This is a genomic window from Bradyrhizobium betae (assembly GCF_050632175.1).
Classification (GTDB): domain Bacteria; phylum Pseudomonadota; class Alphaproteobacteria; order Rhizobiales; family Xanthobacteraceae; genus Bradyrhizobium; species Bradyrhizobium betae_B.
The window spans coordinates 5,236,012-5,261,876 of the sequence record NZ_CP192576.1; the positions used below are offsets into that span (position 1 = coordinate 5,236,012).

Here is a 25,865-nt window from a genome sequence, read left to right on the forward strand (position 1 = left end):
CACCTCGCGCTTCCGGGATCATTCCGATGCCCGCCAGCTCGCTCGCCAATCGCCTGTTCCTGTCGGCGACGGCCTGGCTCGTGGTGATCCTGGCCATCACGGGGGTGGTGTTGTCGTCGGTCTACAAGAACGCCACCGAGCGCGCGTTCGACCGCCGGCTCAATCTCTATCTGCGCACGCTCATCGCCGAGGTCGCGACCCCCGACGAGCCGCCGGACCGCCAGTTCCAGTCGCTCGGCGAGCCCCTGTTCGAGCTGCCGCTCTCAGGCTGGTACTGGCAGATCACCCGCACCGATACCGAGAAGCCGGAGGTACGCTCCTCGCGCTCGCTCTGGGACAAGAAGCTGCCGAAACTGGAGGAGCAGGGCACCGAGCTCACCGCCGCCGGCATTCGCCTCGCCTATGTCGACGGGCCCGAGGGGCAAAACCTGCGCATGGTCGAGCGTCCTGTCGATCTCGGCGCGGACGGCAAATATCTGGTCAGCGTCGCCGGTGATGACACCGAGATCTTCGACGAGACGCGGAGTTTCGATTACTATCTCGGCGGCACCTTCACGGCGCTCGGCATCGTGCTGCTGCTGACCACGGTGTTCCAGGTCCGCTTCGGCCTTGCGCCGCTCAAGCGCATCTCGGAATCCATCGCCGACATCCGCTCCGGGCGGGCGGAGCGGCTCGAAGGCGAATTCCCGGTCGAAATCGCGCCGCTGGCGCGCGAGACAAATGCGTTGATCGACGCCAATCGCGAGATCGTCGAGCGTGCTCGTACCCATGTCGGCAATCTCGCCCATGCGATCAAGACGCCGCTCTCGGTGATCGTCAACGAGGCCGGCGCACACGGCGCCGATCCCTTCGCGGCCAAGGTCATGGAGCAGGCGGACGTGATGCGCAGCCAGCTCGCCCATCATCTCGAGCCGCGCCCGTATTGCGGCGCGCGTCTCGGTGGTCGGAACCGTGACGGAGGTTGCGCCCGCCATCGAGGCCCTGCGGCGGACCATGGAGAAGATCCATCGCGATCGCGGCATCGCGGTCGAGGCCAGGGCCGATCCGTCCGCCAAATTCCGCGGCGAGCGGCAGGATCTGGAGGAGATGGTCGGCAATCTCGTCGACAACGCCTGCAAATGGGCCGCCACGCGGGTCTTCATCGAGGTTTTGGTAGAGGCGACGCAGCAGGCGGGGGCCGGCCCGCGCCTGCGGATCATCGTCGACGACGATGGGCGCGGCCTGTCGGAGGCGGAACGGGCCCAGGTGTCGCGGCGCGGCCAGCGGCTCGACGAGTCGAAGCCCGGCTCGGGGCTGGGGCTGTCGATCGTAACCGACCTTGCCGCGCTCTATGGCGGCAGCCTCTCGCTCAGTGGCGCGCCAATCGGGGGACTGCGGGCGGAGCTGGTGCTGCCTGGAATATAATCCTTTGTTCCGACGTGACTATTTCGCTTGCGCGAGTCCGATCGGCGGGAAACCGGAGGCATTCGCAGCAACTTCCTAAACGGCTTCTTAAGTGGGTCCCACCTATGATCGCGCCGGACGCACCTACGTCTGCCATTTTACCATGCATTATCCGGGCGCATGAGCCAGACATCGACCGAGCGGCTGAGGGAATATCTCGCGCAGCTCCCGCCGCAGGCGCAGGCGCTGCTGCTGCGGGAGTTCGAGCGCGCGCTCGAACGCGGCCAGGACACGGCTGTTGCGACCCTCGTACTCGAGCAATTGCGCAAGATCGTCCGCAAGACGGAAGCCGAGGAAGCCCCGCCGCCGCGTACGGACGATTTGTCGCGGCTGCTGTTCCAGGTGCTGGAACCGTTCCTGGTCGAGGCAGGCGCACCGATCCGGGTCGGCCAGATCCGCCGCTCATCGCTGCACCCGATCTGGCAATGGCTCGGCCGCGACGGCGCGCCGGACAAGGTCAGCGAATTCGAGGCGGCGCTGGCGCGCATGCCGGTTGCCGACAGTGCCGGCCAGGTCGAGGCCCTGACGCTGAAACTCCAGGCGGTGGCCGCCGACGCCATCTTCCAACTGACGGGACCGGGCGGCGGCGACAAGTCGCGCGCGCTCGCCCGTGTCGGTCCGCCCAATGTGATCGAGGACCTCTATTCGATCGGCGAGGTCCTTCAGGTCCGGGAAGCCATCGCCACCCTGAACGAGAAGCTGCCACGCTCGCTGCGCGCCTTCGGCGATGCCCAGATCGCGTCGGTGACGGCCACGCTCAATATTCCCGTGCTCCAGACGCCGCAGATGCTGCCATTCGCGCTGTCGATGGTGGTGCAGCGCATGACCGCGCCGTGGCAGATCATCCGCCTCGCCATCAAGATTGCGGCGTCCGACGACGAGATCCGCGTCGCGGCAACGCCCTATGGCGCCGCTGTCACGATCGCCCTGCACGATCTGTCCTGCGTGGCCGCGATCCTGCGCATGGACATCAAACGCGGCCATTTCGACAACGTTGCCGACAACCTCAAGACGCTGCACGACGGTGTGCGCGGCCTGCGCACGGAACTCGACCTGCGCAACGATTCCCCTTGGGGCAAGCAGTTGACCTCGATCCGGGCCGACATTTCCAACGCGCTGCAGTCGGAGATCGACAGTGTTCCCGGCCGTGTGCGCCGTCTCCTGCGCCAGCGCCCCGAGAAGGAGATTCCGCCGGGGGCGCGGATCGACAGCACCGAGGTCGAGGAAACCGTCGCGCTGATCGATTTCGTCGCGACTTGCCGCAACTACGCGAGCGAGCTTGCGATCAACGAGGTAACGCTGCGCACCTATTCCGACCTCCAGCAATATGTAGAAAGGTCGACCGAGCAGCTGGTGCAGTCGCTGCGCGCCGCCGATCTCAAGATCCGCACCTATCGGCAGCAGCAGGTGCAGGCCGCGATCCGCTTCTGCCAGGTGCTGTTCGGCGATGATTACGCCTCGCTGATGAGCCGCGCCGCGGAGAACGCGGCGACAGTCGAGCGCAAATCGTCGCGGGCAGGTTGATTTAAGCGCATATTTTCGTGATCACAATTTCTGGTTGACCATACCGGTGGCTGGCCCTACGGTCTCCGTGCAAGTTCTGGAATTTCTATCTGTGGGCGCATGAAACCCCTTATCAGCTCCATCGAAATTGAAAACCGCGTCATTGTTGCCAAATATCAACGGCTGATGACCGGGGCGAAGGTGGTGCTGGTCGAGAAGGCAAGCGGTCGGCAATTACCTGAGACGATTACCAGGGTTGCATCCCCCGTTCCCGTCGGGGCGCTGCGCATCAGATTGCCGGACGCAATTGCGCCGGGAACGTACTTCCTGAAGGCCATCAACGGTCACGGCGAGGACGCCGCGCAAAGTGTGGACTTCGAGATCGGCTAAGCCGTTGGATTATCACCGTTTCGGGACTGCGTTTGGTCGCGGCGAATTGACAATTGTCAATTGCCGCATCATCCGGCCGTGGTGTAAAGCCACCTGTGGGCGCGGGTGGCGCGCTACCGGAAGCTTGCCAGATGACGCTATGGTTCGTGTTCGCGCTGATGACGGTCGCGGCGATTTTCGCCGTGCTCTTGCCGCTCGGCCGCAGCGGCCGCGCGCAAAATCAGGGCAGCGAGGTTGCGGTCTACAAGGACCAACTGGCCGAGGTAGAGCGTGATCTTGCTGCCGGGTTGATCGCCGCGCCCGAAGCGGAGGCCGCGCGCGTCGAGATCAGCCGCAGGCTGCTTGCCGCGGCCGGCACAGAGGCTGCGCAGGCGCCGACGTCGAGTCTCAAATGGCGCCGTGCGGCGGCCGTGCTGGCGCTCGCCGGCCTGCCGCTCGTCGCGGTCGGCGTCTACATGCCGCTCGGCTCGCCCAGGCTTCAGGACTTTCCGCTGGCGCAGCGGGAGCGCGGATCAGGGTCGGGCATGGCGCAGTCGCTCGAGAACCTCGTCGTGCAGGTCGAGCAACATCTGGAAAAGAATCCGACCGACGGACGCGGCTGGAACGTGCTCGCGCCGGTGCTGCAACGGCTCGGCCGCTTCGACGATGCGGTGCGCGCCTATCGCAACTCGCTCACCTACAATGGCGAGAGCGCCGAGCGCCGCTCCGATCTCGGCGAAGCCATCGCAGCCGCCGCAAACGGTGTGGTGACCGCCGAAGCCAAGGGCGAATTCGAGCGTGCACATGCGCTCAACGCCGACGATCCCAAGGCGAACTATTTCCTCGGCCTTGCCGCCGAGCAGGACGGCCGCAAGGACGATGCCGCCAACATCTGGCGCGCGCTGCTGGCGAAGGCGCCGGAGGATGCGCCGTGGCGTTCCCTGGTGCAGTCCTCGCTGGTGCGGGTCGGGGGCGGCGCGATGCCGGCGCTGTCGGATGAGACCGTTGCCGCTTCGAAGGACATGAACGAGGGCGATCGGAACGCGATGGTCCGCGGCATGGTCGAGCGCCTCGCCACGCGCCTCAAGCAGAACGGCGACGATGTCGAGGGTTGGCTGCGCCTTGTGCGCGCCTATCTCGTGATGGGAGATCGCGACAAGGCATCGGTCGCGTCGAGCGATGCCCGCCAGGCTGTTGCCAATGACGCCGCGCGACTGCGCCAGCTCAACGAAGGCCTCAAGACGCTCGGGCTCGACGGATGACGATGCTGCGACGAGACCAGCAGGGAACGGATACGCCATGACGCGCAAGCAGCGACGGATGACCATCATCGGCGGCTCGCTCGCCGTGCTCGCCCTCGCGGCCGCGCTGGTGCTCAACGCGTTGCGCGACTCCATCGTGTTCTTCTCGACCCCGACCATGGTGGCCGAGAAGCACGTCGAGCCCGGCAAGCGCTTTCGCCTCGGCGGGCTGGTGCAGCCCGGCTCGCTCCAGCGCGGCGACAATCTTGCGGTGACATTCGAGGTCGCCGATGGCGGCGCAAAGCTGCCCGTCGCCTACAAGGGCATCCTGCCGGATCTGTTCCGCGAAGGGCAGGGCGTGGTCGCCGAAGGCGCGCTCGATGCCAACGGCGTGTTCAAGGCCGATACCGTGCTCGCCAAGCATGACGAAACCTACATGCCCAAGGACGTCGCCGACGCCCTGAAGAAGCAGGGGCACTGGAAGGACGACTACGGCGCCAAGGCTTCTGATAACGTCAAGCCGGCGGCAACGACGGCGCAGGGCAATTCGCAGGGAGCAGTGCGGTGATCGCTGAATCCGGACATTACGCGCTGGTGCTGGCGCTTGCCCTGGCGCTGATCCAGTCGGTCGTGCCGCTGATCGGCGCCCGCTTGCGCGATGCCGCGCTGATGAACGTGGCGCGCTCGACCGCACTGGCGCAACTGCTGTTCGTCGGCGCCTCGTTCATCGCGCTCGTGACGTTGCACGTGAACTCGGATTTCTCCGTCGCCAACGTCTACGAGAACTCCCACTCGATGAAGCCGCTGCTCTACAAGATCACCGGCGTGTGGGGAAACCATGAAGGCTCGATGCTGCTGTGGGTGGCGATCCTGGCGCTCTTCGGAGGCCTGGTTGCGGCCTTCGGCAACAATCTGCCGCTGTCGCTGCGTGCGCATGTGCTGGCCGTGCAGGCCTGGATCGCCAGCGCCTTCTATCTCTTCATCCTGGTGACCTCCAATCCGTTCCTGCGCATCGTCAACCCGCCGATCGAGGGACGCGATCTCAATCCGGTGCTCCAGGACATCGGCCTCGCGGTGCATCCGCCGATGCTCTATCTCGGTTATGTCGGCTTCTCGATCTCGTTCTCCTTCGCCATCGCGGCGCTGATGGAAGGCCGCATCGACGCGGCCTGGGCGCGCTGGGTGCGGCCGTGGACGCTGGTGGCCTGGATATTCCTCACCCTCGGCATCGCGATGGGCTCCTACTGGGCCTATTACGAACTCGGCTGGGGCGGCTGGTGGTTCTGGGATCCGGTCGAGAACGCCTCGCTGATGCCGTGGCTGGCCGGCACCGCGCTGCTGCACTCGGCGCTGGTGATGGAGAAGCGCAACGCGCTGAAGGTCTGGACCAACCTGCTGTCGATCCTGACCTTCTCGCTGTCGCTGCTCGGCACTTTCCTGGTGCGCTCGGGTGTCATCACGTCCGTGCACGCCTTCGCCACCGATCCGACTCGCGGCGTGTTCATCCTGTTGATCCTGTGCCTGTTCATCGGCGGCAGCCTGTCGCTGTTCGCGGCCCGTGCGACCTCGTTGAAGCAGGGCGGCCTGTTCGCGCCGATCTCGCGCGAAGGCGCGCTGGTGCTGAACAATCTGCTGCTCACGGTGGCCTGCGCGGTCGTGCTGTTCGGCACGCTCTATCCGTTGGCGATGGAACTGCTGGCCGATTTCAAGATGTCGGTCGGCGCGCCCTTCTACAATCTCACTTTCGCCCCGCTGTTCACGCTGCTGCTGCTGGCGGTGCCGTTCGGGCCGATGCTGGCGTGGAAGCGCGGCGATCTGCTTGGCGTCACCCAGCGCCTGCTCGCGGCTGGCGTTGCCGGCCTCGTTGTAATCGCCATTGTCTGGGCCTGGACGCGCGGCGGCAGCGCGCTCGCGCCGCTCGCAATCGGGCTTGGCGTCTTCGTCATCGCCGGTGCCGTCACCGATCTCGTCGAGCGGACCGGTCTCGTGCGGCTTCCGTTCGGAACGGCGCTGCACCGCGCCCGCGGCCTGCCGCGCTCGGCCTGGGGCACGGCGTTCGCGCATGCCGGCCTCGGCGTCGCGCTGATCGGGATCGTCTGCGAGACCACCTGGAACAGCGAATATATCGCGACGATGAAGCAGAACGACGTCGCCCATGTCGCCGGCTACGATCTCAAGCTGGACGGCCTGTTTCAGCGTCAGGGGCCAAACTTCCGCGAGATGATCGCCGAGTTCAATGTCAGTCGCGACGGCGAGACGGTCAGCGTCATGACGCCCTCCAAGCGCAGTTTCACCACGCGCGGCTCCTCGACGACCGAGGCCGCGCTGCTGACGCGCGGCGCAAGCCAGCTCTACGTCTCGCTCGGCGACGCAAACGCGGAGGGCGCCATTGCGGTGCGCATCTATCACAAGCCGCTGGTGCTGCTGATCTGGTGGGGACCGGTGCTGATGGCGTTCGGCGGCGTGCTGTCGCTGTCCGACCGGCGCTTGCGGGTCGGCGCGCCGAAGCCGGCGCGGGGCAAGCAACGCCTCCAGCCGGCGGAGTGAGCCGATGCGGCGGATGATGCTTGCGATCGTCGCGCTGATGCTTCTGGCCATGCCGGTGGCGTACGCCGTGCAGCCCGACGAGATCATGTCGGATCCCGCCAAGGAAGTCCGCGCGCGCGACCTGTCGCGCGAGCTGCGCTGCATGGTTTGCCAGAACCAGTCGATCGACGATTCCGACGCGCCGCTCGCGCGCGATCTGCGCCTGCTGGTGCGCGAGCGCATCGCGGCCGGCGACAGCAATTCGCAGGTGCTCGACTTCCTTGTCGCGCGCTATGGCCAGTTCGTACTGCTCAAGCCGCGCTTCGAGCGCCAGACGGTGCTGCTGTGGCTGCTCGCGCCCCTGCTGCTGATCGGCGGCGGCCTGGCGCTCTGGCTGCAGATCCGTCGCCGTTCGAGAAGCGGTGCAGACGTACCAGCGCCGCCGCTTTCGCCCGAAGAGGAGACGCGGCTCGCCGCGTTGATGTCGGACGAAGCCAAATCTTCCTAGCTGCGTGACGCCGTCCGCGTCTACGTAGTGGTACGTAGACCGCCTGCGATGGCCTGTTTCACGCTATGTTGACCTTTATCTGGAAGCTTGGCGGAAGATTCGATTCCTGACTCTGAGTCTCCCCGATGTTCACGAACAGCAATCTGACGATCCGCTTCCTGGTCGGCGCCGTCGTCGCAGCATTATTGTTCCTGCTGGGCATCGGCGGCGGCACCGGCTTCGTCGCGGTGCTCTATCTCAACAACGAGATCACCAGCCTGTCGTCGGATTTCGCCGCGCTGAGCGGTCCCGCGCGCGATCACGCGATGCAGATCTACCAGCAGGCGCAGGCGGCGTTCTCCTATTTCCTGATGGCCTGCGGCGTGATCGCGGTCGTCGCCGTCGCGATCTGCCTCACCACCTGGTTCGCCGTGCGCAACGGCATCCTCAGCCCGCTGGCGGCGATCGTGCATGCCATGCGCGAGGTCGCCGACCAGAAGTTCGAGACATCCGTTCCGGGCCTCGGCGGCACCAACGAGATCGGCCTGCTCGCCGGGGCGCTGGAGGTGTTCAAGACCAACGGGATCGAGCGGCGCCGGCTCACCGAGCAGCAGCTGCGCGAAGCGCAGCATCAGTCCGAGCGCTCGCAATTTCTCGACGACCGCATCAAGCGCTTCAACGATCTCGTCGCCGGTGTCGTCGACAGCGTGGCGTCGTCGGCCGTGCATCTGAAGAGCAACGCCGAGACATTGTCGCGGACGGCCAACGACACCAGCACGAAGGCCAGTGCGGTCGCGAGCGCAGCGAGCCAGGCCAGCGTCAGCGTCCAGACGGTCGCGGGCTCGGCCGAGGCGATGACGAATTCGATCGGCACGATCAGCCGCCGCGTCACCGACGCGACACAGCGCGCCGAAGGCGCGGCGTCCCAGGCCGAGAAGAGCCGCGACACCATCCATACGTTGTCGGACGCCGCCGACAAGATCGGCGAGGTGGTGCAGCTCGTGCAGGCCATCGCCTCGCAGACCAATTTGCTGGCGCTCAACGCAACCATCGAGGCGGCGCGGGCAGGGGAGGCCGGCAAGGGTTTTGCCGTGGTCGCATCCGAGGTGAAGAACCTCGCGCACCAGACCAGCAAGGCGACGGAAGAGATCACTTCGCACGTCGCCAGCATCCAGGGCATCACCGCGGAGACGCGCGGCGCGATCGACGGGATCTCGAAGACCCTGTCGGAAATCTCGTCGATCATGTCTGGCATCGAGGTTGACACTGCCCAGCAGCGCAATGCCACACAGGACATCACGAGCAGCGCGCAGGACGCCGCACACGGTACGCTCGACGTCTCCAATCACATCGTCCAGATCACCTCGACCTCGGCGGAGACCGGGCGCATGGCCGCCGAAGCGCGCGATTCCGCCGTCGACCTGTCGCGGCAGGCCGAGACCTTGAAGCGCGAAGTGGACGAATTCATCGTCAGCGTCAGGGCGAGCTGAGGCCGCAAAATACGCTTGTATGCGCCGATCTCGGGAACACGATTAAGTTCCTGTCACACCACGATTTTCGGGCTGCGATAAACGGACGCATCCGAGTCCCCGTTCATTACAAAAGTTTAACCCCGCCGCCAGCGCGCGGTAAGGCGGGAGCCCCCATCTTCAGGACCGTAAGGTGCTGCCATCCGGCACCAAATGGATTTCAAGGCCCTGGAGATCTCTGCATGACCGACCGTCCCGACCTCACCAACCTTCCGTCCTATCGGCAGCCGCGCCGCTCGGTTTTCTCCGCGCGCAGGATCGCGCTGATGGCCTCGGTCGTCGCAGGCCTCGGCATCGCCGTCCACGGCTTTAGCCCGTCGACCTCGCCGGGCGACCTGTTCTCGAGCCCGGCGCATGCGCAGGTCAACAACGAGGTCCGCAAGGTCGAGCGTCCGATCGGCTTCGCCGACATCGTCGAGCGCGTGAAGCCCTCGGTGATTTCGGTGAAGGTCAACATCAAGGAAAAGACCGCGAGCAACGACGATGGTGACGACGCGCAGTCGCCGTTCCAGCCGGGCTCGCCGATGGAGCGCTTCTTCCGCCGCTTCGGCGGTCCGGATGGTTTCCCGGGCCAGAGGGGTGGCGGTGGTCGTGGTCGCGTCGTGCAGGGCCAGGGCTCCGGTTTCTTCATCTCGGCTGACGGCTATGCCGTGACGAACAACCATGTGGTTGACGGCGCCGACAAGGTCGAGGTCACCACCGACGACGGCAAGACCTACAAAGCCAAGGTGATCGGAACCGACCAGCGCACCGACCTTGCCCTGATCAAGGTCGAGGGCAGCTCCAACTTCCCGTTCGCCAAGCTTGCCGACGGCAAGCCGCGAATCGGCGACTGGGTGCTCGCGGTTGGCAATCCGTTCGGCCTCGGCGGCACCGTGACCGCGGGTATCGTCTCGGCCAGCGGTCGCGATATCGGCAACGGCCCCTATGATGATTTCATCCAGATCGACGCGCCCGTAAACAAGGGCAATTCCGGCGGTCCGGCTTTCGACACCAACGGTGAAGTGATGGGCGTCAACACCGCGATCTACTCGCCCTCCGGCGGCAGCGTCGGCATCGCGTTCTCGATCCCGGCCTCCACCGTGAAGACGGTGGTTGCCCAGCTCAAGGACAAGGGTTCCGTCAGCCGCGGCTGGATCGGCGTGCAAATCCAGCCGGTGACGTCCGACATCGCCGACAGCCTCGGCATGAAGAAGGCCGAAGGCGCGCTGGTGGCGGAGCCGCAGGCGAACGGTCCGGCTGCCAAGGCCGGCATCGAGTCCGGCGACGTGATCACCTCGGTCAACGGCGAAGCCGTCAAGGACGCCCGCGAGCTTGCCCGCACCATCGGCGGCCTGTCGCCCGGCGCGACCGTGAAGCTCAACGTGTTGCACAAGGGCCAGGACAAGGTCGTGAACCTCACGCTCGGTCAGCTGCCCAACACGGTCGAGGCCAAGGCCGACACCGACAGGGATAGCGGCAAGGGTGCGAGCCGCGGCACCGACGTGCCCAAGCTCGGCATGACCGTTGCGCCCGCCGACTCCGTGGCCGGCGCCGGCAAGGAAGGCGTCGTGGTCACCGAAGTCGATCCGAAGAGTGCCGCGGCCGAACGCGGCTTCAAGGAAGGCGACGTGATTTTGGAAGTCGGCGGCAAGAGTGTGAGCACCGCCGGCGACGTCCGCGACGCCATCAACACGGCGCGGACCGACAACAAGAACAGCGTCCTGATGCGTGTGAAGAGCGGCGGTCAGTCGCGCTTCGTCGCCGTGCCCATCGCCAAAGGTTAGCCAAGGGCTGAGCCTTCAGGAGGCTTACGAGATGAGGGGTGTCGCCGGCATCAGTCGCCCCCGCCGCCGACGCCCTTCGGGGGAGCAGCGTAACGTTCGCTTCCCCAGTCTACCTTCCGGTGGAATACGCCCCCCTCCGTCGGAAGGCCTAGGGCGGTGAGGTCCCCCCAGCTTCACCGCCCGCCTTTTTGCTTACCCAGGTTTTCGTACAAGTCCCATTTGCTTGGCTTGCATGCGATTGCCGCTCGCGCCATGTTCAGAGAAGGTTACCCCCTTGACCGCCGCCGAACGCACGATGCGCCTCCTCATCATTGAAGACGACCGCGAATCCGCCGACTATCTCGTGAAGGCGTTTCGCGAGGTCGGACATATTGCCGACCACGCCGCAGACGGCGAGGAAGGCCTCGCCATGGCCGAAAACGGCGATTACGACGTGTTGGTGGTCGACCGCATGCTGCCCAAGCGCGACGGCCTATCGCTGATCGGTCTGCTCCGCGACAAGGGCAACACCACGCCGGTGCTGATTCTCTCGGCGCTCGGCCAGGTCGACGACCGCATCAAGGGCCTGCGCGCCGGCGGCGACGACTATCTGCCGAAGCCCTATTCCTTCGCCGAACTGCTCGCCCGCGTCGAGGTACTGTCGCGCCGCCGCGGCGGCCCGGCTGAGGAGACGCTCTATCGCGTCGGCGACCTCGAGCTCGACCGGCTGTCCCACCGCGTCGCCCGCGGCAAGGACGAGTTGACACTGCAGCCGCGCGAATTCCGTCTGCTCGAATATCTGATGAAGCACGCCGGCCAGGTGGTGACACGCACCATGCTGCTGGAGAACGTCTGGGACTATCATTTCGATCCGCAGACCAACGTCATCGACGTGCACATTTCGCGGCTGCGCTCCAAGATCGACAAGGGTTTTGAGCGGCCGCTGCTGCACACGATCCGCGGCGCCGGGTACATGATCCGTGACGGCATTCGGTAAACTCGTCCGCACCACGGCGTTCCGGCTGACGCTGGCCTACCTGTTCCTGTTTGCGATCTTCGCGGCCTCCTTGCTCGGCTATTTCGCCTGGAATACGCGGCGGCTCATCACTGAGGAGATCACGCAGACGGTCAATTCCGAGACCTCGGAGATCAACGAGATCTACGGGCGCCGTGGCCTGTTCGGCCTCGTGCGCGCGATCGAATATCGCGCGCTGCGGCCGGGCGCCAACCTCTATCTCGTGACCACGCCGACCGGGCAGGCGGTTGCAGGCAATGTCGGCTCGCTGGCACCGGGCGTGATGGCGACGCGCGGCTGGACGGAGACGGCCTACCGGCGAATCGAGGACGCGGACGATCGCAACCACCGCGCGTTGGTGCGCGTCACCGAGCTCGAAAACGGTTTCCGGCTCCTGATCGGCCGCGATCTCGACGAGCGGCGGCGGCTGTTCGGCATCGTGGCCAAGGCCGCGCAATGGTCGATCCTGATCGTCGTGGTGCTCGGTCTCGGCGGCGGCGTCTTCGTCGCGCGCAGGGTGCTGACGCGCATCGATGCCATGACCGGCACTGCGCAGCGCATCATGACCGGCGATCTCAGCGGACGCCTGCCGGTGGGGCGCAGTGGCGACGAGCTCGATCGTCTCGCGGAAAACCTCAACGCCATGCTGGAGCGGATCGAGGCGCTGATGGCGGGATTGAAGGAGGTTTCCGACAATATCGCGCACGACCTCAAGACGCCGCTGACGCGCCTGCGCAACCGCGCCGAGGAGGCGCTGGCGAAATCGGGCAGCGAAGCCGACTACCGTGCCGCGCTGGAGCGGACCATCGAGGAATCCGACGGCCTGATCCGCACCTTCAACGCGCTGTTGATGATCGCGCGTGCGGAGTCCGGCCAGGCGCGCGGCAACATGGACGATTTCGACGCCGCTGATGTTGCGGCCGGCATCCACGAGCTCTACGAGCCGCTCGCCGAAGACGACGGCATGACACTCAAGGTCAAGGCCGATCCGACGCCGGTTCATGCCAACCGTGAACTGGTCAGCCAGGCGCTCGCCAATCTGGTCGAGAACGCGATCAAATACGGCAAGCCGGCTGCGCAGCCGGCGGGAACCGTGGTCAGCATGGACAGCAGGCAGATCACGATCGAGGCCAGGCGCGAGGGCGATCAAGTGCTGCTCAGCGTCACCGATCGCGGCCCCGGCATCCCCGAAGGCGACCGCAAGCATGCCGTCGAGCGATTCGTGCGGCTGGAGGCCAGCCGCACGCTGCCGGGCTCCGGCCTCGGCCTCAGCCTCGCTTCCGCAGTTGCCACGCTGCATGGCGGAGAATTGCGGTTGGGCGATGCCCATCCTGGTCTCGTCGCCACGCTGGTGCTGCCGGCGCGCGCCGGCGCCGGCGACAGGGTTGCTCCTCCAATACCGGATGTGCCACAGAAGGTGGCATGAACCACTCCGCGCCGGGAAACGCGGACAAGCATGGTGAGGGCCTGGCCGCGCGTTTCGCGGAGGCTCCCCATATTGCCGCTTCCACAACCGACGAACGACGCTTTGATACTTGGCTTGCCGACCTCGAGCCGGCGCCGTCGGCGCGTCTGGACGCGCTGCTGGTGCATCCCCTCGCGCGGGATATTCTGGCGGGCATCGCGGAATTCTCGCCATATCTGTTTGATCTGGTGCGCGCGGATGCGCCGCGCCTCATCCGGCTGCTCGCATGCGATCCGGATGAGTATCTCGCCACGCTGATCGCGGAGGCGAGGGGCGGGGTGCTGGCGGCGACGGATGAAGCCGAGGTGATGCGGTTGCTCCGCCGCATGAAGGCCGAAGCGGCGCTGCTGATCGCGCTGTGCGACATCGGCGGCGTCTGGCCGGTGATACGGGTGACAGCGGCGCTGACCGATGTCGCGGTGTCCTCGGTGCAGGCGGCGCTGCGGTACCAACTGCGGCAGGAAGCCGCACGTGGAAAAATCCTGCCGCCTGACCCCGAGGCGCCGGAAACGGGATGCGGCCTGATCGTGCTCGCAATGGGCAAGATGGGCGCCGGCGAGCTGAACTATTCCAGCGACATCGACCTCATCGTGTTCTTCGATCCTGACAACACGACGCTCGCCCCGGATATCGAGCCGCAGCCGTTCTTCGTCCGGGTGACGCAGGGCATGGCGCGCATCCTCCAGCAGCGCACCTATGACGGTTACGTCTTCCGCGTCGATCTGCGGCTGCGTCCCGATCCGTCCTCGACCCAGGTGGCGATTTCCCGCGACGCGGCGCTACACTATTACGAGCGGGAAGGCCGCACCTGGGAGCGCGCCGCGATGATCAAGGCACGCGCCTGCGCCGGCGATCCCAAAGCGGGCGAGGCGCTGCTTGCCGAAATCGCTCCCTTCGTCTGGCGCAAGCATCTCGACTTCGCCGCGCTCGCCGACGTGCACGACATGAAGCGGCAGATGCAGACTTATCGCGGCCAGAGCGAGATCGCGGTGGAGGGCCACAACGTCAAGGTCGGCCGCGGCGGCATCCGCGAGATCGAGTTTTTCGCCCAGACGCAGCAGCTGATTGCCGGAGGCCGCCATCCGGAATTGCGGGTGCGTCCGACGCTCGCCGCGCTCAATGTGCTTGCGGCCAACAACTGGATCACGTTCGCCGCGCGCGATGAATTGACCATTGCGTATGAATTCCTGCGCCGGGTCGAGCATCGTCTCCAGATGATCGCGGACGAGCAGACCCATGCGCTGCCCGATGACAAGGAAGCGGTCGAGCGTTTTGCGCGTTTCTTCGGCTATCCGGATCGCGAAGCCTTCGCGCGCGATCTGTTGCGGCAACTCGAGATCGTCCAGAGCCATTATGAGAAGCTGTTCGAGGGCGATGATCCGACCGGTACGGCAAAGCTGCCGGCGCTCGACTACAGTGCAGGCCCGGATGATCCGCGCCTGCTGCAATATCTGACGACGCTCGGCTTCAAGAAGCCGGCCGCGGTGGCCCAGACCCTGCGCGACTGGATCACCGGCGACTACCGGGCGTTCCGCAACGAGGCGACGCGAAGCGCCTTCGTCGACTTCGTGCCGGCCCTGATCGACGGCCTCGCGCATGCCGAGGAGCCGGATCGCGCCGTCGTGACGTTCGATCATTTCCTCGGGGCGCTCCAGCTTGGCGGCCGGCTGATCACGCTCCTCGCCCAGAACCGCGATCTCGTCGCGCTGGTGGCGCTGGTGCTCGGCGCGGCGCCACGGCTCGGCGAGATGCTGGCGCGGAAGCCGCAGCTCATGGACGGCCTGATCGATCCGCGCTTCTTCGGCGCGATGCCGGACAAGCAGGAATTGTCGGAGCGATTGGCCGCGACGGTGCGCGATGCCAGCTCCTATGAGGAATTCCTCGATCGCCTGCGCCTGTTCGGGCAGGAGAGCCTGTTCCTGATCGGCACGCGCATCCTCTCCGGCACCGTCTCGGCGCAACAAGCAAGCACGGCCTTTGCGGACGTCGCCGAGGGCACCGTCCATACCGTGCATGGTCTCGTCGCCGAGCGCTTTGCCGCCCAGCACGGCCGCATCAAGGGGCAGGAGACCGCGATCATCGCGATGGGCCGGCTCGGCAGCCGCGAGATGACGGCGTCGTCCGATCTCGACCTGATTTTGCTCTACGATTTCGACAGCGAGGCCCCGGACTCGGACGGGCCAAAATCGCTGCACGGCGCGCACTACTTCGCGCGCTTCACCCAGCGCCTGATCAGCGCCTTCACCACGCGCACCAACTACGGCGTGCTCTACGAGATCGATATGCGGCTGCGTCCCTCCGGGCGCGCCGGCCCGGTGGCGTCGAGTCTTGCCTCGTTTGCGGACTACCAGGCCAACGAGGCCTGGACGTGGGAGCATATGGCGCTGACCCGCGCGCGCGTGGTGTCTTCATCGGATGCTTTCCGTGAGCGGATCGAGCGCATCATCCGCGATGTCCTGACGCGCCGCCGCGACCCTGCCGTCGTCGCCAACGACGTCGCCGACATGCGGCGCGCCATCGCGCAGGAAAAGGGCGAGAGCGACCATTGGGATCTCAAATACGCCGCCGGCGGCATGGTCGATATCGACTTCATCGCGCAATATCTCCAGCTCGTGCACGCCCACGACAAGCCGGATATTCTCGACGTCGGTACGATGCAGGTTCTGGACAACGCCGCCAGGCTCGGCGTGCTCCCGCAGCCGGAGGCGGAGATCTTGCGTGCCGCCGCAAGGCTCTATCATGACCTGACGCAGATCCTGCGGCTCTGCGTCAGCGATCGATCCAAGCCCGAGACTGCCGGCACCGACCTACAGCGCGTGATGGCGCGGGCCGGCGACGCGCCGGATTTCTCCTCGCTCGAGGCCCGCGTGAAGGAAACGCAGAGCGATGTGCGGCGCGTGTTCAGCGCGCTTCTGGAAGGGAAACAGCCTGCTTGAGCGAGGCGAGGGCCTCGCGCACGTTCGGCTCCAGGCCCGCGCCGCCCGCGTCGAGATGCGCGAAGATCGCGCGCTTCATCCGGGGGTCCCAGAACTTCTTGATGTGCTCGGCAATCCCAGGCACGGCCTTGTCGTGGCCCTGGCTGCGGAAGAACGTGCCGATCTGGTTGGCCATGTAGACGAGGCGGTCAGGCGACGACATCGATGATCTCCTGAGCACGACGAGCCGTGACACGGCCCTGGTGCGTAAACACTTCAAATCCGTCGCTGCGGGCAATCGCAATCAGCGTGATGCCGGCGGCTTCCGCCGTGCGTACCGCGAGCGCGGTGGGTGCGGAGACCGCGACCAGCACGGGCGCGCCAATGGCGGCCGTCTTCTGCACCATCTCGACCGAGACGCGGCTCGTCAGCAGCACCAGGCCATCGCTCGCCTCCGTCCGGCTGCGCGCCAGTGCTCCCGCGAGCTTGTCGAGTGCGTTGTGACGGCCGACATCCTCGCGCAGGGCGACGATCCCCTTTGACGGCGACCAGAAGGCCGCGGCGTGGACCGCGCGGGTCTGGATATTGATCGACTGCAGGGGCGCGATGGTCTGCATCGCCGTCATGATCTGTTCGGGCGTGAAGGTCTGTCCCGGTGGCACGACGGCCGCGGGCCGCACGGCCTCGGCAATCGAGTCGATGCCGCAGATGCCGCAGCCGGTCGGACCGGCAATATGCCGCCGACGCTCGTTGATGCGCGCGGCGACTTCCGGCTCGAGCTCACATCCGCAGCTCGATGCCGTCGTCGAGGCGGACCATTTCGAGCGACCTGATGTCGTCGACGGACTTGACGATGCCCTCATCCAGACTGAAGCCGACGGCGAAGTCCTCAAGGTTCTGCGGCGTCCCCATCATGACGGCGTAGGTGCCGCCATTGTAGGTCAGCGCCAGCGGCGTCTCCTCCGGGATCAGGCGCGTTCCTTCGGAGGCAACATCGTTGCGCCAGATTTCCCGATCGATCGCCTGGACCGGCACGTGCATGCCGTTACTCCGCCGCCTCGGCCGGGGCGATACGGCGGGAGTGCCGCGCCTGCGCATCATAGGACTTCTGCCAGTCGGACGGGCCGTTCGAGGGCGAGATTTGCACCGCCGTCACCTTGTATTCGGGACAGTTGGTCGCCCAGTCCGAATAGTCCGTAGTGATCACGTTGGCCTGCGTGTCCGGGTGATGGAAGGTGGTGTAGACGACACCCGGCGACACGCGGTCGGTGATCTCCGCGCGTAGCGTGGTCTCGCCCGCGCGGCTCGTCAGCCGCACCCAGTCACCGTCGCGCACCCCGCGCAGCTCGGCGTCGTGGGGGTGGATCTCCAGCCGGTCCTCGGCATGCCAGACCACGTTCTCGGTGCGCCTCGTCTGCGCGCCGACATTATATTGGCTGAGGATGCGGCCGGTGGTGAGCAGCAGCGGGAAACGGGGACCGGTCCGCTCGTCGGTCGCGACATATTCGGTCACGATGAACTTGCCCTTGCCGCGGACGAAGCCGTCGATATGCATCACCGGCGTGCCCTCCGGCGCCTTCTCGTTGCAAGGCCACTGCAGCGAGCCAAGCTCGTCGAGCTTGGCGTAGGAGACGCCGGCGAAGGTTGGCGTCAGCGCCGCGATCTCGTCCATGATCTCGGACGGATGGTTGTAGTTCATCTCGAAGCCCATCGCCCTGGCGAGGCCGATGGTGACCTCCCAGTCGGCCATGCCGTTCTTGGGCGACATCACCTTGCGCACGCGCTGGATGCGACGCTCGGCGTTGGTGAAGGTGCCGTCCTTTTCGAGGAAGCTCGAGCCGGGCAGGAAGACGTGGGCGTAGTTCGCCGTCTCGTTCAGGAACAGGTCGTGCACGATGACGCATTCCATGGCGGAGAGCGCCGCCACGACATGCTTGGTGTTGGGGTCGGACTGAAGGATGTCCTCGCCCTGCACGTAGAGGCCCATGAACGAGCCTTCGATCGCGGCGTCGAACATGTTGGGAATGCGCAGGCCCGGTTCCGGATTGAGCTTGACATTCCACAGCGCTTCGAACTGGTCACGCACGGCATCGCCCGAGATGTGGCGATAGCCCGGCAGTTCGTGCGGGAACGAACCCATGTCGCACGAGCCCTGTACGTTGTTCTGGCCGCGCAGCGGGTTCACGCCGACGCCGGAACGGCCGATATTGCCGGTTGCCATCGCGAGGTTGGCGATCGCGATCACGGTGGTCGAGCCCTGGCTGTGCTCGGTGACGCCGAGGCCGTAATAGATCGCGCCGTTGCCGCCCGTGGCGTAGAGGCGGGCGGCCTCGCGCAGATCCTTCGGATCGACACCGGTGAGGATCGCGGTCGCTTCCGGGCTGTGCTTCGGCTGGGCGACGAAAGCGGCCCATTCCTCGAACTCGCTCCAGTCGCAGCGCTCACGCACGAAAGCCTCGTTGACGAGTCCTTCCGTGACGATGACATGCGCCAGCGCGGTCACCACGGCAACGTTGGTGCCGGGCATCAGCGGCAGATGCAGCGCTTTCACATGCGGCGATTCCACCATCTCGGTGCGGCGAGGATCGATCACGATCAGTTTTGCACCCTGGCGCAGCCGCTTCTTCAGGCGCGAGGCGAACACCGGATGGGCGGAGGCGGGATTGGCGCCGATGATCACGGCGACGTCGGTGTCCTCCACCGAGTCGAAGTCCTGCGTGCCCGCCGACGTGCCGAAGGTCTGAGACAGGCCATAGCCGGTCGGCGAGTGGCAGACGCGGGCGCAGGTGTCGACATTGTTGTTGCCGAAGCCGGCGCGGATCAGCTTCTGCACCAGATAGGTTTCTTCATTGGTGCAGCGGGACGAGGTGATTCCGCCGATGGCGTCGCGGCCGTACTTCTTCTGGATGCCGCGCATCCTGGCGGCTGCAAACGAGAACGCCTCGTCCCACGACACTTCGCGCCAGGGATCCTCGATCCGCTCGCGGATCATCGGCTTGAGGATGCGTTCCTTGTGATTGGTATAGCCCCAGGCGAAGCGGCCCTTGACGCAGGAATGGCCGCGGTTGGCCTTGCCGTCCTTATACGGCACCATGCGCACGACTTCCTCGCCGCGCATCTCCGCCTTGAAGGCGCAGCCGACGCCGCAATAGGCGCAGGTGGTGACGACGGAGTGTTCGGGCTGGCCGATCTCGATCACGGACTTTTCCGTCAGCGTTGCGGTCGGACAGGCCTGCACGCAGGCTCCGCAGGAGACGCATTCGGAGCCCAGAAAACTTTCATTCATGCCGGGCGAAACGCGGCTGTCGAAGCCGCGGCCGGAGATGGTCAGCGCAAAAGTGCCTTGCACCTCCTCACAGGCGCGGACGCAGCGCGAACAGACGATGCACTTGGAGGGATCGTAGGTGAAATAGGGGTTGGACTCGTCCTTCGGCATCCAGGCGGCGTTGATCTCGCCGTGGGATTTGGCGAACACATGATTCTCGCCCTCATAGCCGTAGCGCACCTCGCGCAGGCCCACGGCGCCGGCCATGTCCTGCAATTCGCAGTCGCCATTGGCGCCGCAGGTCAGACAGTCGAGCGGATGGTCGGAGATGTAGAGCTCCATGACGCCCTTGCGCAGCTTCTTCAGCCGCTCGCTCTGGGTATGCACGACGAGGCCGGGCATGACGGGCGTGGTGCACGAGGCCGGCGTACCGGCGCGCCCCTCGATCTCGACCACGCAGAGCCGGCAGGAGCCGAAGGCGTCGACCATGTCGGTCGCGCAGAGTTTCGGGATCTGGTGGCCCGCGTCCATCGCGGCCCGCATGATCGAGGTGCATTCCGGCACCGTGATCTCGTTGCCGTCGATGGTCAGCGTGACCATCGTCGTTGATCTGGAGCGCGGCGTGCCGTAGTCGATTTCTTCGATCAGAGACATCGTTGCTCTCCTATTCCGCGGCCTGAAGCGTGGTTGGCGCCGGGACGAAATCCTCCCGGAAGTGCCTCAACGCGCTGAGCACGGGGTAGGGCGTGAAACCGCCGAGCGCGCAGAGCGAGCCGAATTTCATGGTGTTGCAGAGGTCCTCGACCAGCGCGAGGTTCTCGCTGACGCGCTCGCCGCGGATGATCTTCTCGATCGTCTCGACACCGCGGGTCGAGCCGATCCGGCAGGGCGTGCACTTGCCGCAGGATTCGATGGCGCAGAATTCCATCGCGAAGCGCGCCTGCTTGCGCATGTCGACGCTGTCGTCGAACACGACGATGCCGCCATGGCCGATCAGGCCGTCGCGTGCGGCGAAGGCTTCGTAGTCGAACGGCGTGTCAAACAGGGCGCGAGGGAAATAGGCGCCGAGCGGGCCGCCGACTTGCACCGCGCGAACCGGACGGCCCGTGAACGTGCCGCCGCCGATATCGTCGACGAGTTCGCCAAGCGTGACGCCGAACGCCGTCTCGAACAGCCCGCCGTAGCGGAGATTGCCGGCGAGTTGGATCGGCATCGTGCCGCGCGAACAGCCCATGCCGTAATCGGCGTAGGCCTTGGCGCCCTCGGCGAGGATGAAGGGGATCGCGGCCAGCGACAGGATGTTGTTGATCGCGGTCGGCTTGCCGAACAGGCCGTGATGGGCCGGGAGCGGCGGCTTGGCGCGCACGATGCCGCGGCGGCCTTCGAGGCTCTCAAGCAGCGACGTCTCCTCGCCGCAGACATAGGCGCCGGCGCCGACGCGCACTTCGAGATCGAAATCGTAGGTGGACCCGCCGATCTTGCTGCCGAGATAACCGCCGCGCCGGGCCGCCGTGATGGCGGCCTTCATCGCCTCGATCGCATGCGGATATTCGCTGCGGGTGTAGATGTAGCCTTTGGTTGCGCCGACGGTGATGCCTGCGATCGTCATGCCCTCGATGACCAGGAAGGGATCGCCCTCCATGATCATGCGGTCGGCGAAAGTGCCGCTGTCGCCCTCGTCGGCATTGCAGACGATGAATTTGCGGTCGGCCTTGGCTTGCGCGACCGTCTTCCACTTGATGCCGGTTGGGAAGCCCGCGCCGCCGCGGCCGCGCAGGCCGGACGCCGTCACTTCGTTGAGGATCGCGTCGGAGCCAAGCGACAGGGCGCGCTCCAGGCCCTTGTAGCCGCCATGGTCTCGGTAGTCGTCGAGCGAGCGTGGGTCGATCACGCCGCAGCGGGCGAAGGTGAGGCGGGTCTGGCGCTTCAGCCAGGGAATCTCGTCGGTTGCGCCGAGCCGCAGCAGATGCGGGGTATTGCTCGCGAGCGCGTCGAGCAGCGAGGGGACATCGGCCTCGGTCACGGGGCCGAAGGCGATCCGGCCCTGCGGTGTCGCAATCTCGACCAGCGGCTCCAGCCAGTACAGCCCGCGCGAGCCGGTTCTGACGATCTCGACCGCAACGCCGCGCTTGGCCGCGGCCTGCTGCAGCGCAATCGCAACCTCGTCGGCTCCGACGGCAATCGCACCGGCATCGCGTGAGACGAATAGACGCATGCTCATCGCTGGGCCTCCGCAACCAGCGCATCGAGGCGCTTCTCGTCGAGCCGGCCAACGAGGCGGCCGTCGAGCATCGCCGATGGCGCGGTCGCGCACAGGCCGAGGCAGTAGATCGGCTCCAGCGTGACGCGATCGTCGGCGGTCGTGTTGCCGAGCGGCACGCCGAGCTTTGCTTCCGCGCGCGCCGCCAGCGCATCCCCGCCCGCGGCCTGACAGGCCTCTGCGCGGCACAGTTTCAGCACGTGGCGGCCGGCCGGCTTGTGCCTGAAATCATGATAGAACGTGACCACGCCATGCACCTCGGCGCGCGACAGATTCAGCGCCTGCGCGACCATGGGAATGGCGGCCTCCGGCACATAGCCGAACGCCTCCTGAAGGGCGTGCAGAACGACCAGCGTTGCGCCTTCCTGTTTGGAATGTTCGGCGATGATCTCGGCGCCGCGCGTTTCGTCCCAAGGCTCGTTCCAAGGCTCGTGCGAAGGCTCGTAAACCGTTGTCATTCTTCGTTCTCAGATTGAGCGTCCCTTCCTCACAAACTATTTGGAATCGTTCGAAGATCAATAAAGCTGTCTCATGCGGCGATTGCGAATTCAGATCGATTTGCGATCACAATCGAACGATACGAAATTGCAATCGACACCGTTCTGCGGGGCGGTTTTCGCGTGTTGGCCGGGATAGGTCGTGCTAGCTTGCATGCCACGACAAAACCCGAGGGGACGTCCGGTTGATCGACAAGCTTGAACTGCTGCTGGCGCTGGCGAAAGAGCGGCATTTCGGACGCGCGGCCGAGGTCTGCGGCGTGACGCAGCCGACCATGTCGACCGGGCTGAAGCAGCTCGAGGAGATCCTCGGCGTGATGCTGGTCCAGCGCGGCTCACGCTTTCAGGGCTTTACGCCTGAAGGTGAGCGGGCGCTGGACTGGGCGCGGCGGATCGTGGGCGATGCCCGCGCGATGCGTGACGAGATCAACGGGCTGAAGCACCAGCTCTCCGGCGAGATCCGTATCGCCGCGATCCCGACCGTGCTTGGCATGGTCGCCGCGCTGACGACGCCGTTCCGCGCCCGCCACCCCGAGGTGCGCTTCCGCATCCAGTCCACCACCTCATCGGAGGTGCTGGGGCTGCTCGAAAATCTCGAGGTCGATGCGGGGCTGACCTATATCGAGAACGAGCCGATCGGGAAGGTGCGCACCATCCCGCTCTACAACGAGAGTTATCGCCTCCTGACCGCGCCGGACGGGATGTTCGGTGATCGCGAGACAGTGACGTGGAAGGAAGTCGGGCAGGTGCCGCTGTGCCTGCTCACGCCCGACATGCAGAACCGCCGCATCATCGACCGCGCATTGCGCTCGGTCGGCGCGGAGGCGACGCCGACCTTGACGTCGAACTCGCTGCTCGTGCTGTTCACGCATGTGAAGACCGGACGCTGGGCGAGCGTGATGCCGGCCAAGCTGGCCGAGACGCTCGGCCTGTCCGACACGGTGCGTTCGATCCCGATCACCGATCCCGACGTCAATTACAGCATCGGCATGGTGATCCCGCAGCGCGATCCGATGACGCCGCTGATCGCCGCGCTGGTCAATGTCGCGCGTGAAGTTGCGCCGTCGCTGCAATCGTAGGGTTCAGGCCGCGACCGAGACCCCCGTCGCCGCCTTCTTGGCATCGCGCGGCAGGGTCACGCGCACGACGGTGCCAACCTCGAGCTTGGACCGCAGCCGCATCGAGCCGCCGTGGAGCTGCGCCAGCGAACGGGCGATCGCGAGTCCCAGGCCGGAGCCGTGATAGGTCTTGGTGAGCTGGCTCTCGACCTGCTCGAACGGGCGGCCGAGCCGGGCCAGCGAATGCTGCGCGATTCCGATTCCGGTATCGGCGATCATCAGCACGATCCTGTCGTCGAGCTGCCGGCTGCGCACCACGATGCGGCCGCCGTCGGGGGTGAACTTCACCGCGTTGGAGAGCAGATTGACGATGATCTGCTTGGTGGCGCGGCGGTCGGCGACGACCGAGATGGATGTCTCGATATCTGCGTCGAGCGTCAGATTCTTGTCCTGGGCACGGCCGGTGACGACCCGCAGGGATTCCGCCAGCGTCTGTGCTAGGTCGAGCTCTTCCATGTCGAGCTTCATGCGGCCGGCTTCGATCTTGGACATGTCGAGGATGTCGTTGATGACCTCGAGCAGGTAGTGGCCGCTGGTCAGGATGTCGTGGCAATATTCCTGGTACTTCTCGCTGCCGAGCTCGCCGAACATGCCGCTTCCCATGATCTCGGAGAAGCCGATGATGGCGTTGAGCGGCGTGCGCAGCTCGTGGCTCATATTGGCGAGGAACTTCGATTTGGTCTGGTTGGCTTCCTCGGCGCGGGTCTTCTCGCGCTGGTATTTCTCGGCGAGATCGGCCAGCTCGTTGGTCTGGCGCTCGAGGGCCGCCTGCGAACGTTTCAGGTCGATGACGGTGGCACGCAGGCGCAGATCGTTGTCGACCAGCTTCTGCTCGTGCTCCTTGATCCGGGTGATGTCGGTACCGACCGAGACGTAGCCACCGTCCTTGGTGCGGCGCTCGCTGATGTGCAGCCAGCTGCTGTCGTCGAGCTGCGCCTCGAAGGTGCGCGCGCCCGGACCTTGGACGCCGGTCTCGTTGTGGCGGGTGCGCACCTCCGGCATGCGGCCGACTTCGAGCACGGTCTCGTAGGAGGTGCCGGGGATGACGGCCGAGTCGGGCAGCTTGTGCAGGCGCTGGAAGTGCGAGTTGCAGAGCACCAGGCGATCGCTCGCATCCCAAAGCACGAACGCTTCCGGAATGGTCTCGATGGCGTCGCGCAGCCGCAGGTCGGCTTCGACGGTCCGCTCGGCGAGGCTCTTCTGCTCGGTGATGTCGACCGCGATCCCGATCAGGTGCACGCTGGAATCATTCGCTCCGCGCGTCTTCTCGCAGCGGACGCGGAGCCAGATCCAGTGGCCGTCGACATGCTGCATGCGGAAGGTCTGGTCGATATGGTCGATCTTCTCGGAGATCAACTGATCAGCGATCTCGAACAGGTCGATGTCGTCGGACTTCACCAGCGCATTGACCTCACCGAAGGTCAGGAGCTCGTTGCGGCCGTCGAGGCCGAGCATCGAGAACATCGATTGTGACCAGAAGATACGACCGCGCGACAGGTCCCAGTCCCACAGGCCGCAGCGGCCGCGGTTGAGCGCGGTGTCGATGCGGCCGCGCACGGCGTCGTTGATGAGGTCGCCCTCGCGGGCGCGGGTCGACTGCCAGTGGAAGGCGAAGCCGAGGATCAGCACGACGAAACCGGTAGTTGCCGACAGCGTCACCGAGAGCGCGGCGTCCGAGCCCCAGATCGGCTCGTTGCGCTCCTGGATCACGGTGACGAGGCCCGGCAGCGACTTGATCTGCCGCGAGGTCGCCATCGCGGCGCTGCCGTTCGGCAACGTCATGTCGGAGATGGTGTTGTCGCGCGGCGGTGCCGCCAGCATTTGCGCCGTCGTGATCGCGTCGAGCAGGCGGTCGTTGCCCGAAGGATCGTTGTCGGCGGGAATGCGGGCGAGGATGCGGCGGTCGATGCCGGCCGAGGTGACGATGACATGGCGGCCGGAGGCCGTGCCCCAGGTCGGGATGAGATCGGGCAGCAGCGCCGGCAGATTGTCGATGTTCTTCAGCCGCTCTTGCCGGGACGACGTCAGGCGGTCGAGGCGCTCAGCGAGCAGGTCGGCCAGGGCCGAGATGTCGTGGCGGATCACCAGCCGCTTCTGGCGCGTCTGATCGACGACCTGCACGAATGCACCGAGGCAGATCGTGATCAGGAACGCGATGATGAGCGTCGGCACGGCGCGGCGCAGCGCCGGCTCCGCGATCAGGAGCCGATGATAGGCAGGTTTCGCGATCGATTGCGCCAATCCCTTGATCGAATCGGATTGGACGCACGCGTTCGCGGCGTCTGCACGCGCCATGCCTTTAGCCCCCGGGAAACTTGCTGCGACTCGATCTGAAAGCAGCCCCACATCACTTTCGAATCAAGGCGATTTGAATCCACTTTCCGCAGGCTGTCGAGAGTCAACGAAACGTTAACGCGAAATTATTCTTATCCAACGGAGAGTTCGCGCGTCCTGCGTCCGTAAATCGACGTGCGCGGTGAGTCCGAA

Annotated in this window: 17 protein-coding genes and 2 pseudogenes; 13 read left to right on the plus strand and 6 right to left on the minus strand. The window is 65.7% G+C overall.

The genetic code is table 11. The features are described 5' to 3' along the window. The first annotated feature begins 26 nt into the window (after positions 1–26). The 12 genes and pseudogenes from ACQ86E_RS25110 to ACQ86E_RS25165 all read left to right on the plus strand — a co-directional run bounded on the left by ACQ86E_RS25110 (position 27) and on the right by ACQ86E_RS25165 (position 16,259). Positions 27–1,404: pseudogene (locus tag ACQ86E_RS25110) on the plus strand (ATP-binding protein). A gap of 159 nt (positions 1,405–1,563) precedes the next feature. Further along, on the plus strand, positions 1,564–2,967 hold the full coding sequence (locus tag ACQ86E_RS25115; RefSeq protein ID WP_431202266.1) for a hypothetical protein: 1,404 nt from the start codon (positions 1,564–1,566) through the stop codon (positions 2,965–2,967). 99 nt (positions 2,968–3,066) lie between these two features. Then, positions 3,067–3,336 (plus strand): hypothetical protein, encoded by a 270-nt coding sequence (locus ACQ86E_RS25120; protein ID WP_431202267.1) that lies wholly within the window; start codon positions 3,067–3,069, stop codon positions 3,334–3,336. Between the two features lie 131 nt (positions 3,337–3,467). Beyond that, positions 3,468–4,577, plus strand: coding sequence for a c-type cytochrome biogenesis protein CcmI (gene ccmI, locus ACQ86E_RS25125; protein ID WP_431202268.1), 1,110 nt, complete (start codon positions 3,468–3,470; stop codon positions 4,575–4,577). Between the two features lie 37 nt (positions 4,578–4,614). Beyond that, on the plus strand, positions 4,615–5,124 hold the full coding sequence (gene ccmE, locus ACQ86E_RS25130) for a cytochrome c maturation protein CcmE (RefSeq protein WP_431202269.1): 510 nt from the start codon (positions 4,615–4,617) through the stop codon (positions 5,122–5,124). Then, entirely contained in the window at positions 5,121–7,103 is a 1,983-nt protein-coding gene (locus tag ACQ86E_RS25135) for a heme lyase CcmF/NrfE family subunit (protein ID WP_431202270.1), read from the plus strand. Before ccmE ends, ACQ86E_RS25135 begins: the two co-directional genes overlap by 4 nt. Before the next feature lie 4 nt (positions 7,104–7,107). Beyond that, on the plus strand, positions 7,108–7,590 hold the full coding sequence (locus ACQ86E_RS25140) for a cytochrome c-type biogenesis protein (RefSeq protein ID WP_431202271.1): 483 nt from the start codon (positions 7,108–7,110) through the stop codon (positions 7,588–7,590). Positions 7,591–7,715: 125 nt separating this feature from the next. Continuing rightward, on the plus strand, positions 7,716–9,059 hold the full coding sequence (locus tag ACQ86E_RS25145) for a methyl-accepting chemotaxis protein (RefSeq protein WP_431202272.1): 1,344 nt from the start codon (positions 7,716–7,718) through the stop codon (positions 9,057–9,059). Positions 9,060–9,280: 221 nt separating this feature from the next. Further along, complete coding sequence (locus ACQ86E_RS25150; protein ID WP_431202273.1) at positions 9,281–10,864, plus strand: Do family serine endopeptidase; 1,584 nt, start codon at positions 9,281–9,283, stop codon at positions 10,862–10,864. A gap of 295 nt (positions 10,865–11,159) precedes the next feature. After that, complete coding sequence (locus ACQ86E_RS25155; RefSeq protein WP_431202274.1) at positions 11,160–11,840, plus strand: winged helix-turn-helix domain-containing protein; 681 nt, start codon at positions 11,160–11,162, stop codon at positions 11,838–11,840. After that, entirely contained in the window at positions 11,824–13,284 is a 1,461-nt protein-coding gene (locus tag ACQ86E_RS25160) for a sensor histidine kinase (RefSeq protein WP_431202275.1), read from the plus strand. Before ACQ86E_RS25155 ends, ACQ86E_RS25160 begins: the two co-directional genes overlap by 17 nt. Then, positions 13,281–16,259, plus strand: coding sequence for a bifunctional [glutamine synthetase] adenylyltransferase/[glutamine synthetase]-adenylyl-L-tyrosine phosphorylase (locus ACQ86E_RS25165; RefSeq protein ID WP_431202276.1), 2,979 nt, complete (start codon positions 13,281–13,283; stop codon positions 16,257–16,259). Before ACQ86E_RS25160 ends, ACQ86E_RS25165 begins: the two co-directional genes overlap by 4 nt. Here the strand turns inward: ACQ86E_RS25165 and ACQ86E_RS25170 are convergent. The 5 genes and pseudogenes from ACQ86E_RS25170 to ACQ86E_RS25190 all read right to left on the minus strand — a co-directional run bounded on the left by ACQ86E_RS25170 (position 16,225) and on the right by ACQ86E_RS25190 (position 22,221). Beyond that, positions 16,225–16,461 (minus strand): formate dehydrogenase subunit delta, encoded by a 237-nt coding sequence (locus ACQ86E_RS25170; protein WP_431202277.1) that lies wholly within the window; start codon positions 16,459–16,461, stop codon positions 16,225–16,227. The genes ACQ86E_RS25165 and ACQ86E_RS25170 overlap by 35 nt on opposite strands. Further along, positions 16,448–17,279, minus strand: a pseudogene (fdhD, locus tag ACQ86E_RS25175) (formate dehydrogenase accessory sulfurtransferase FdhD). Before fdhD ends, ACQ86E_RS25170 begins: the two are co-directional and overlap by 14 nt. A 4-nt stretch (positions 17,280–17,283) precedes the next feature. Next, positions 17,284–20,157, minus strand: coding sequence for a formate dehydrogenase subunit alpha (gene fdhF / locus ACQ86E_RS25180; protein WP_431202278.1), 2,874 nt, complete (start codon positions 20,155–20,157; stop codon positions 17,284–17,286). A gap of 10 nt (positions 20,158–20,167) precedes the next feature. After that, positions 20,168–21,724 (minus strand): formate dehydrogenase beta subunit, encoded by a 1,557-nt coding sequence (locus ACQ86E_RS25185; RefSeq protein WP_431202279.1) that lies wholly within the window; start codon positions 21,722–21,724, stop codon positions 20,168–20,170. Next, positions 21,721–22,221, minus strand: a complete 501-nt coding sequence (locus ACQ86E_RS25190) for a formate dehydrogenase subunit gamma (RefSeq protein ID WP_431202280.1) — start codon at positions 22,219–22,221, stop codon at positions 21,721–21,723. Before ACQ86E_RS25190 ends, ACQ86E_RS25185 begins: the two co-directional genes overlap by 4 nt. Before the next feature lie 224 nt (positions 22,222–22,445). On the opposite strand from ACQ86E_RS25190, the gene ACQ86E_RS25195 reads away from it, so the two are divergent. Then, positions 22,446–23,339, plus strand: coding sequence for a LysR family transcriptional regulator (locus ACQ86E_RS25195; RefSeq protein WP_431202281.1), 894 nt, complete (start codon positions 22,446–22,448; stop codon positions 23,337–23,339). Between the two features lie 3 nt (positions 23,340–23,342). Here the strand turns inward: ACQ86E_RS25195 and ACQ86E_RS25200 are convergent, their stop codons facing one another. Next, positions 23,343–25,673 (minus strand): PAS domain-containing sensor histidine kinase, encoded by a 2,331-nt coding sequence (locus tag ACQ86E_RS25200; protein WP_431202282.1) that lies wholly within the window; start codon positions 25,671–25,673, stop codon positions 23,343–23,345. Positions 25,674–25,865: the final 192 nt, after the last annotated feature.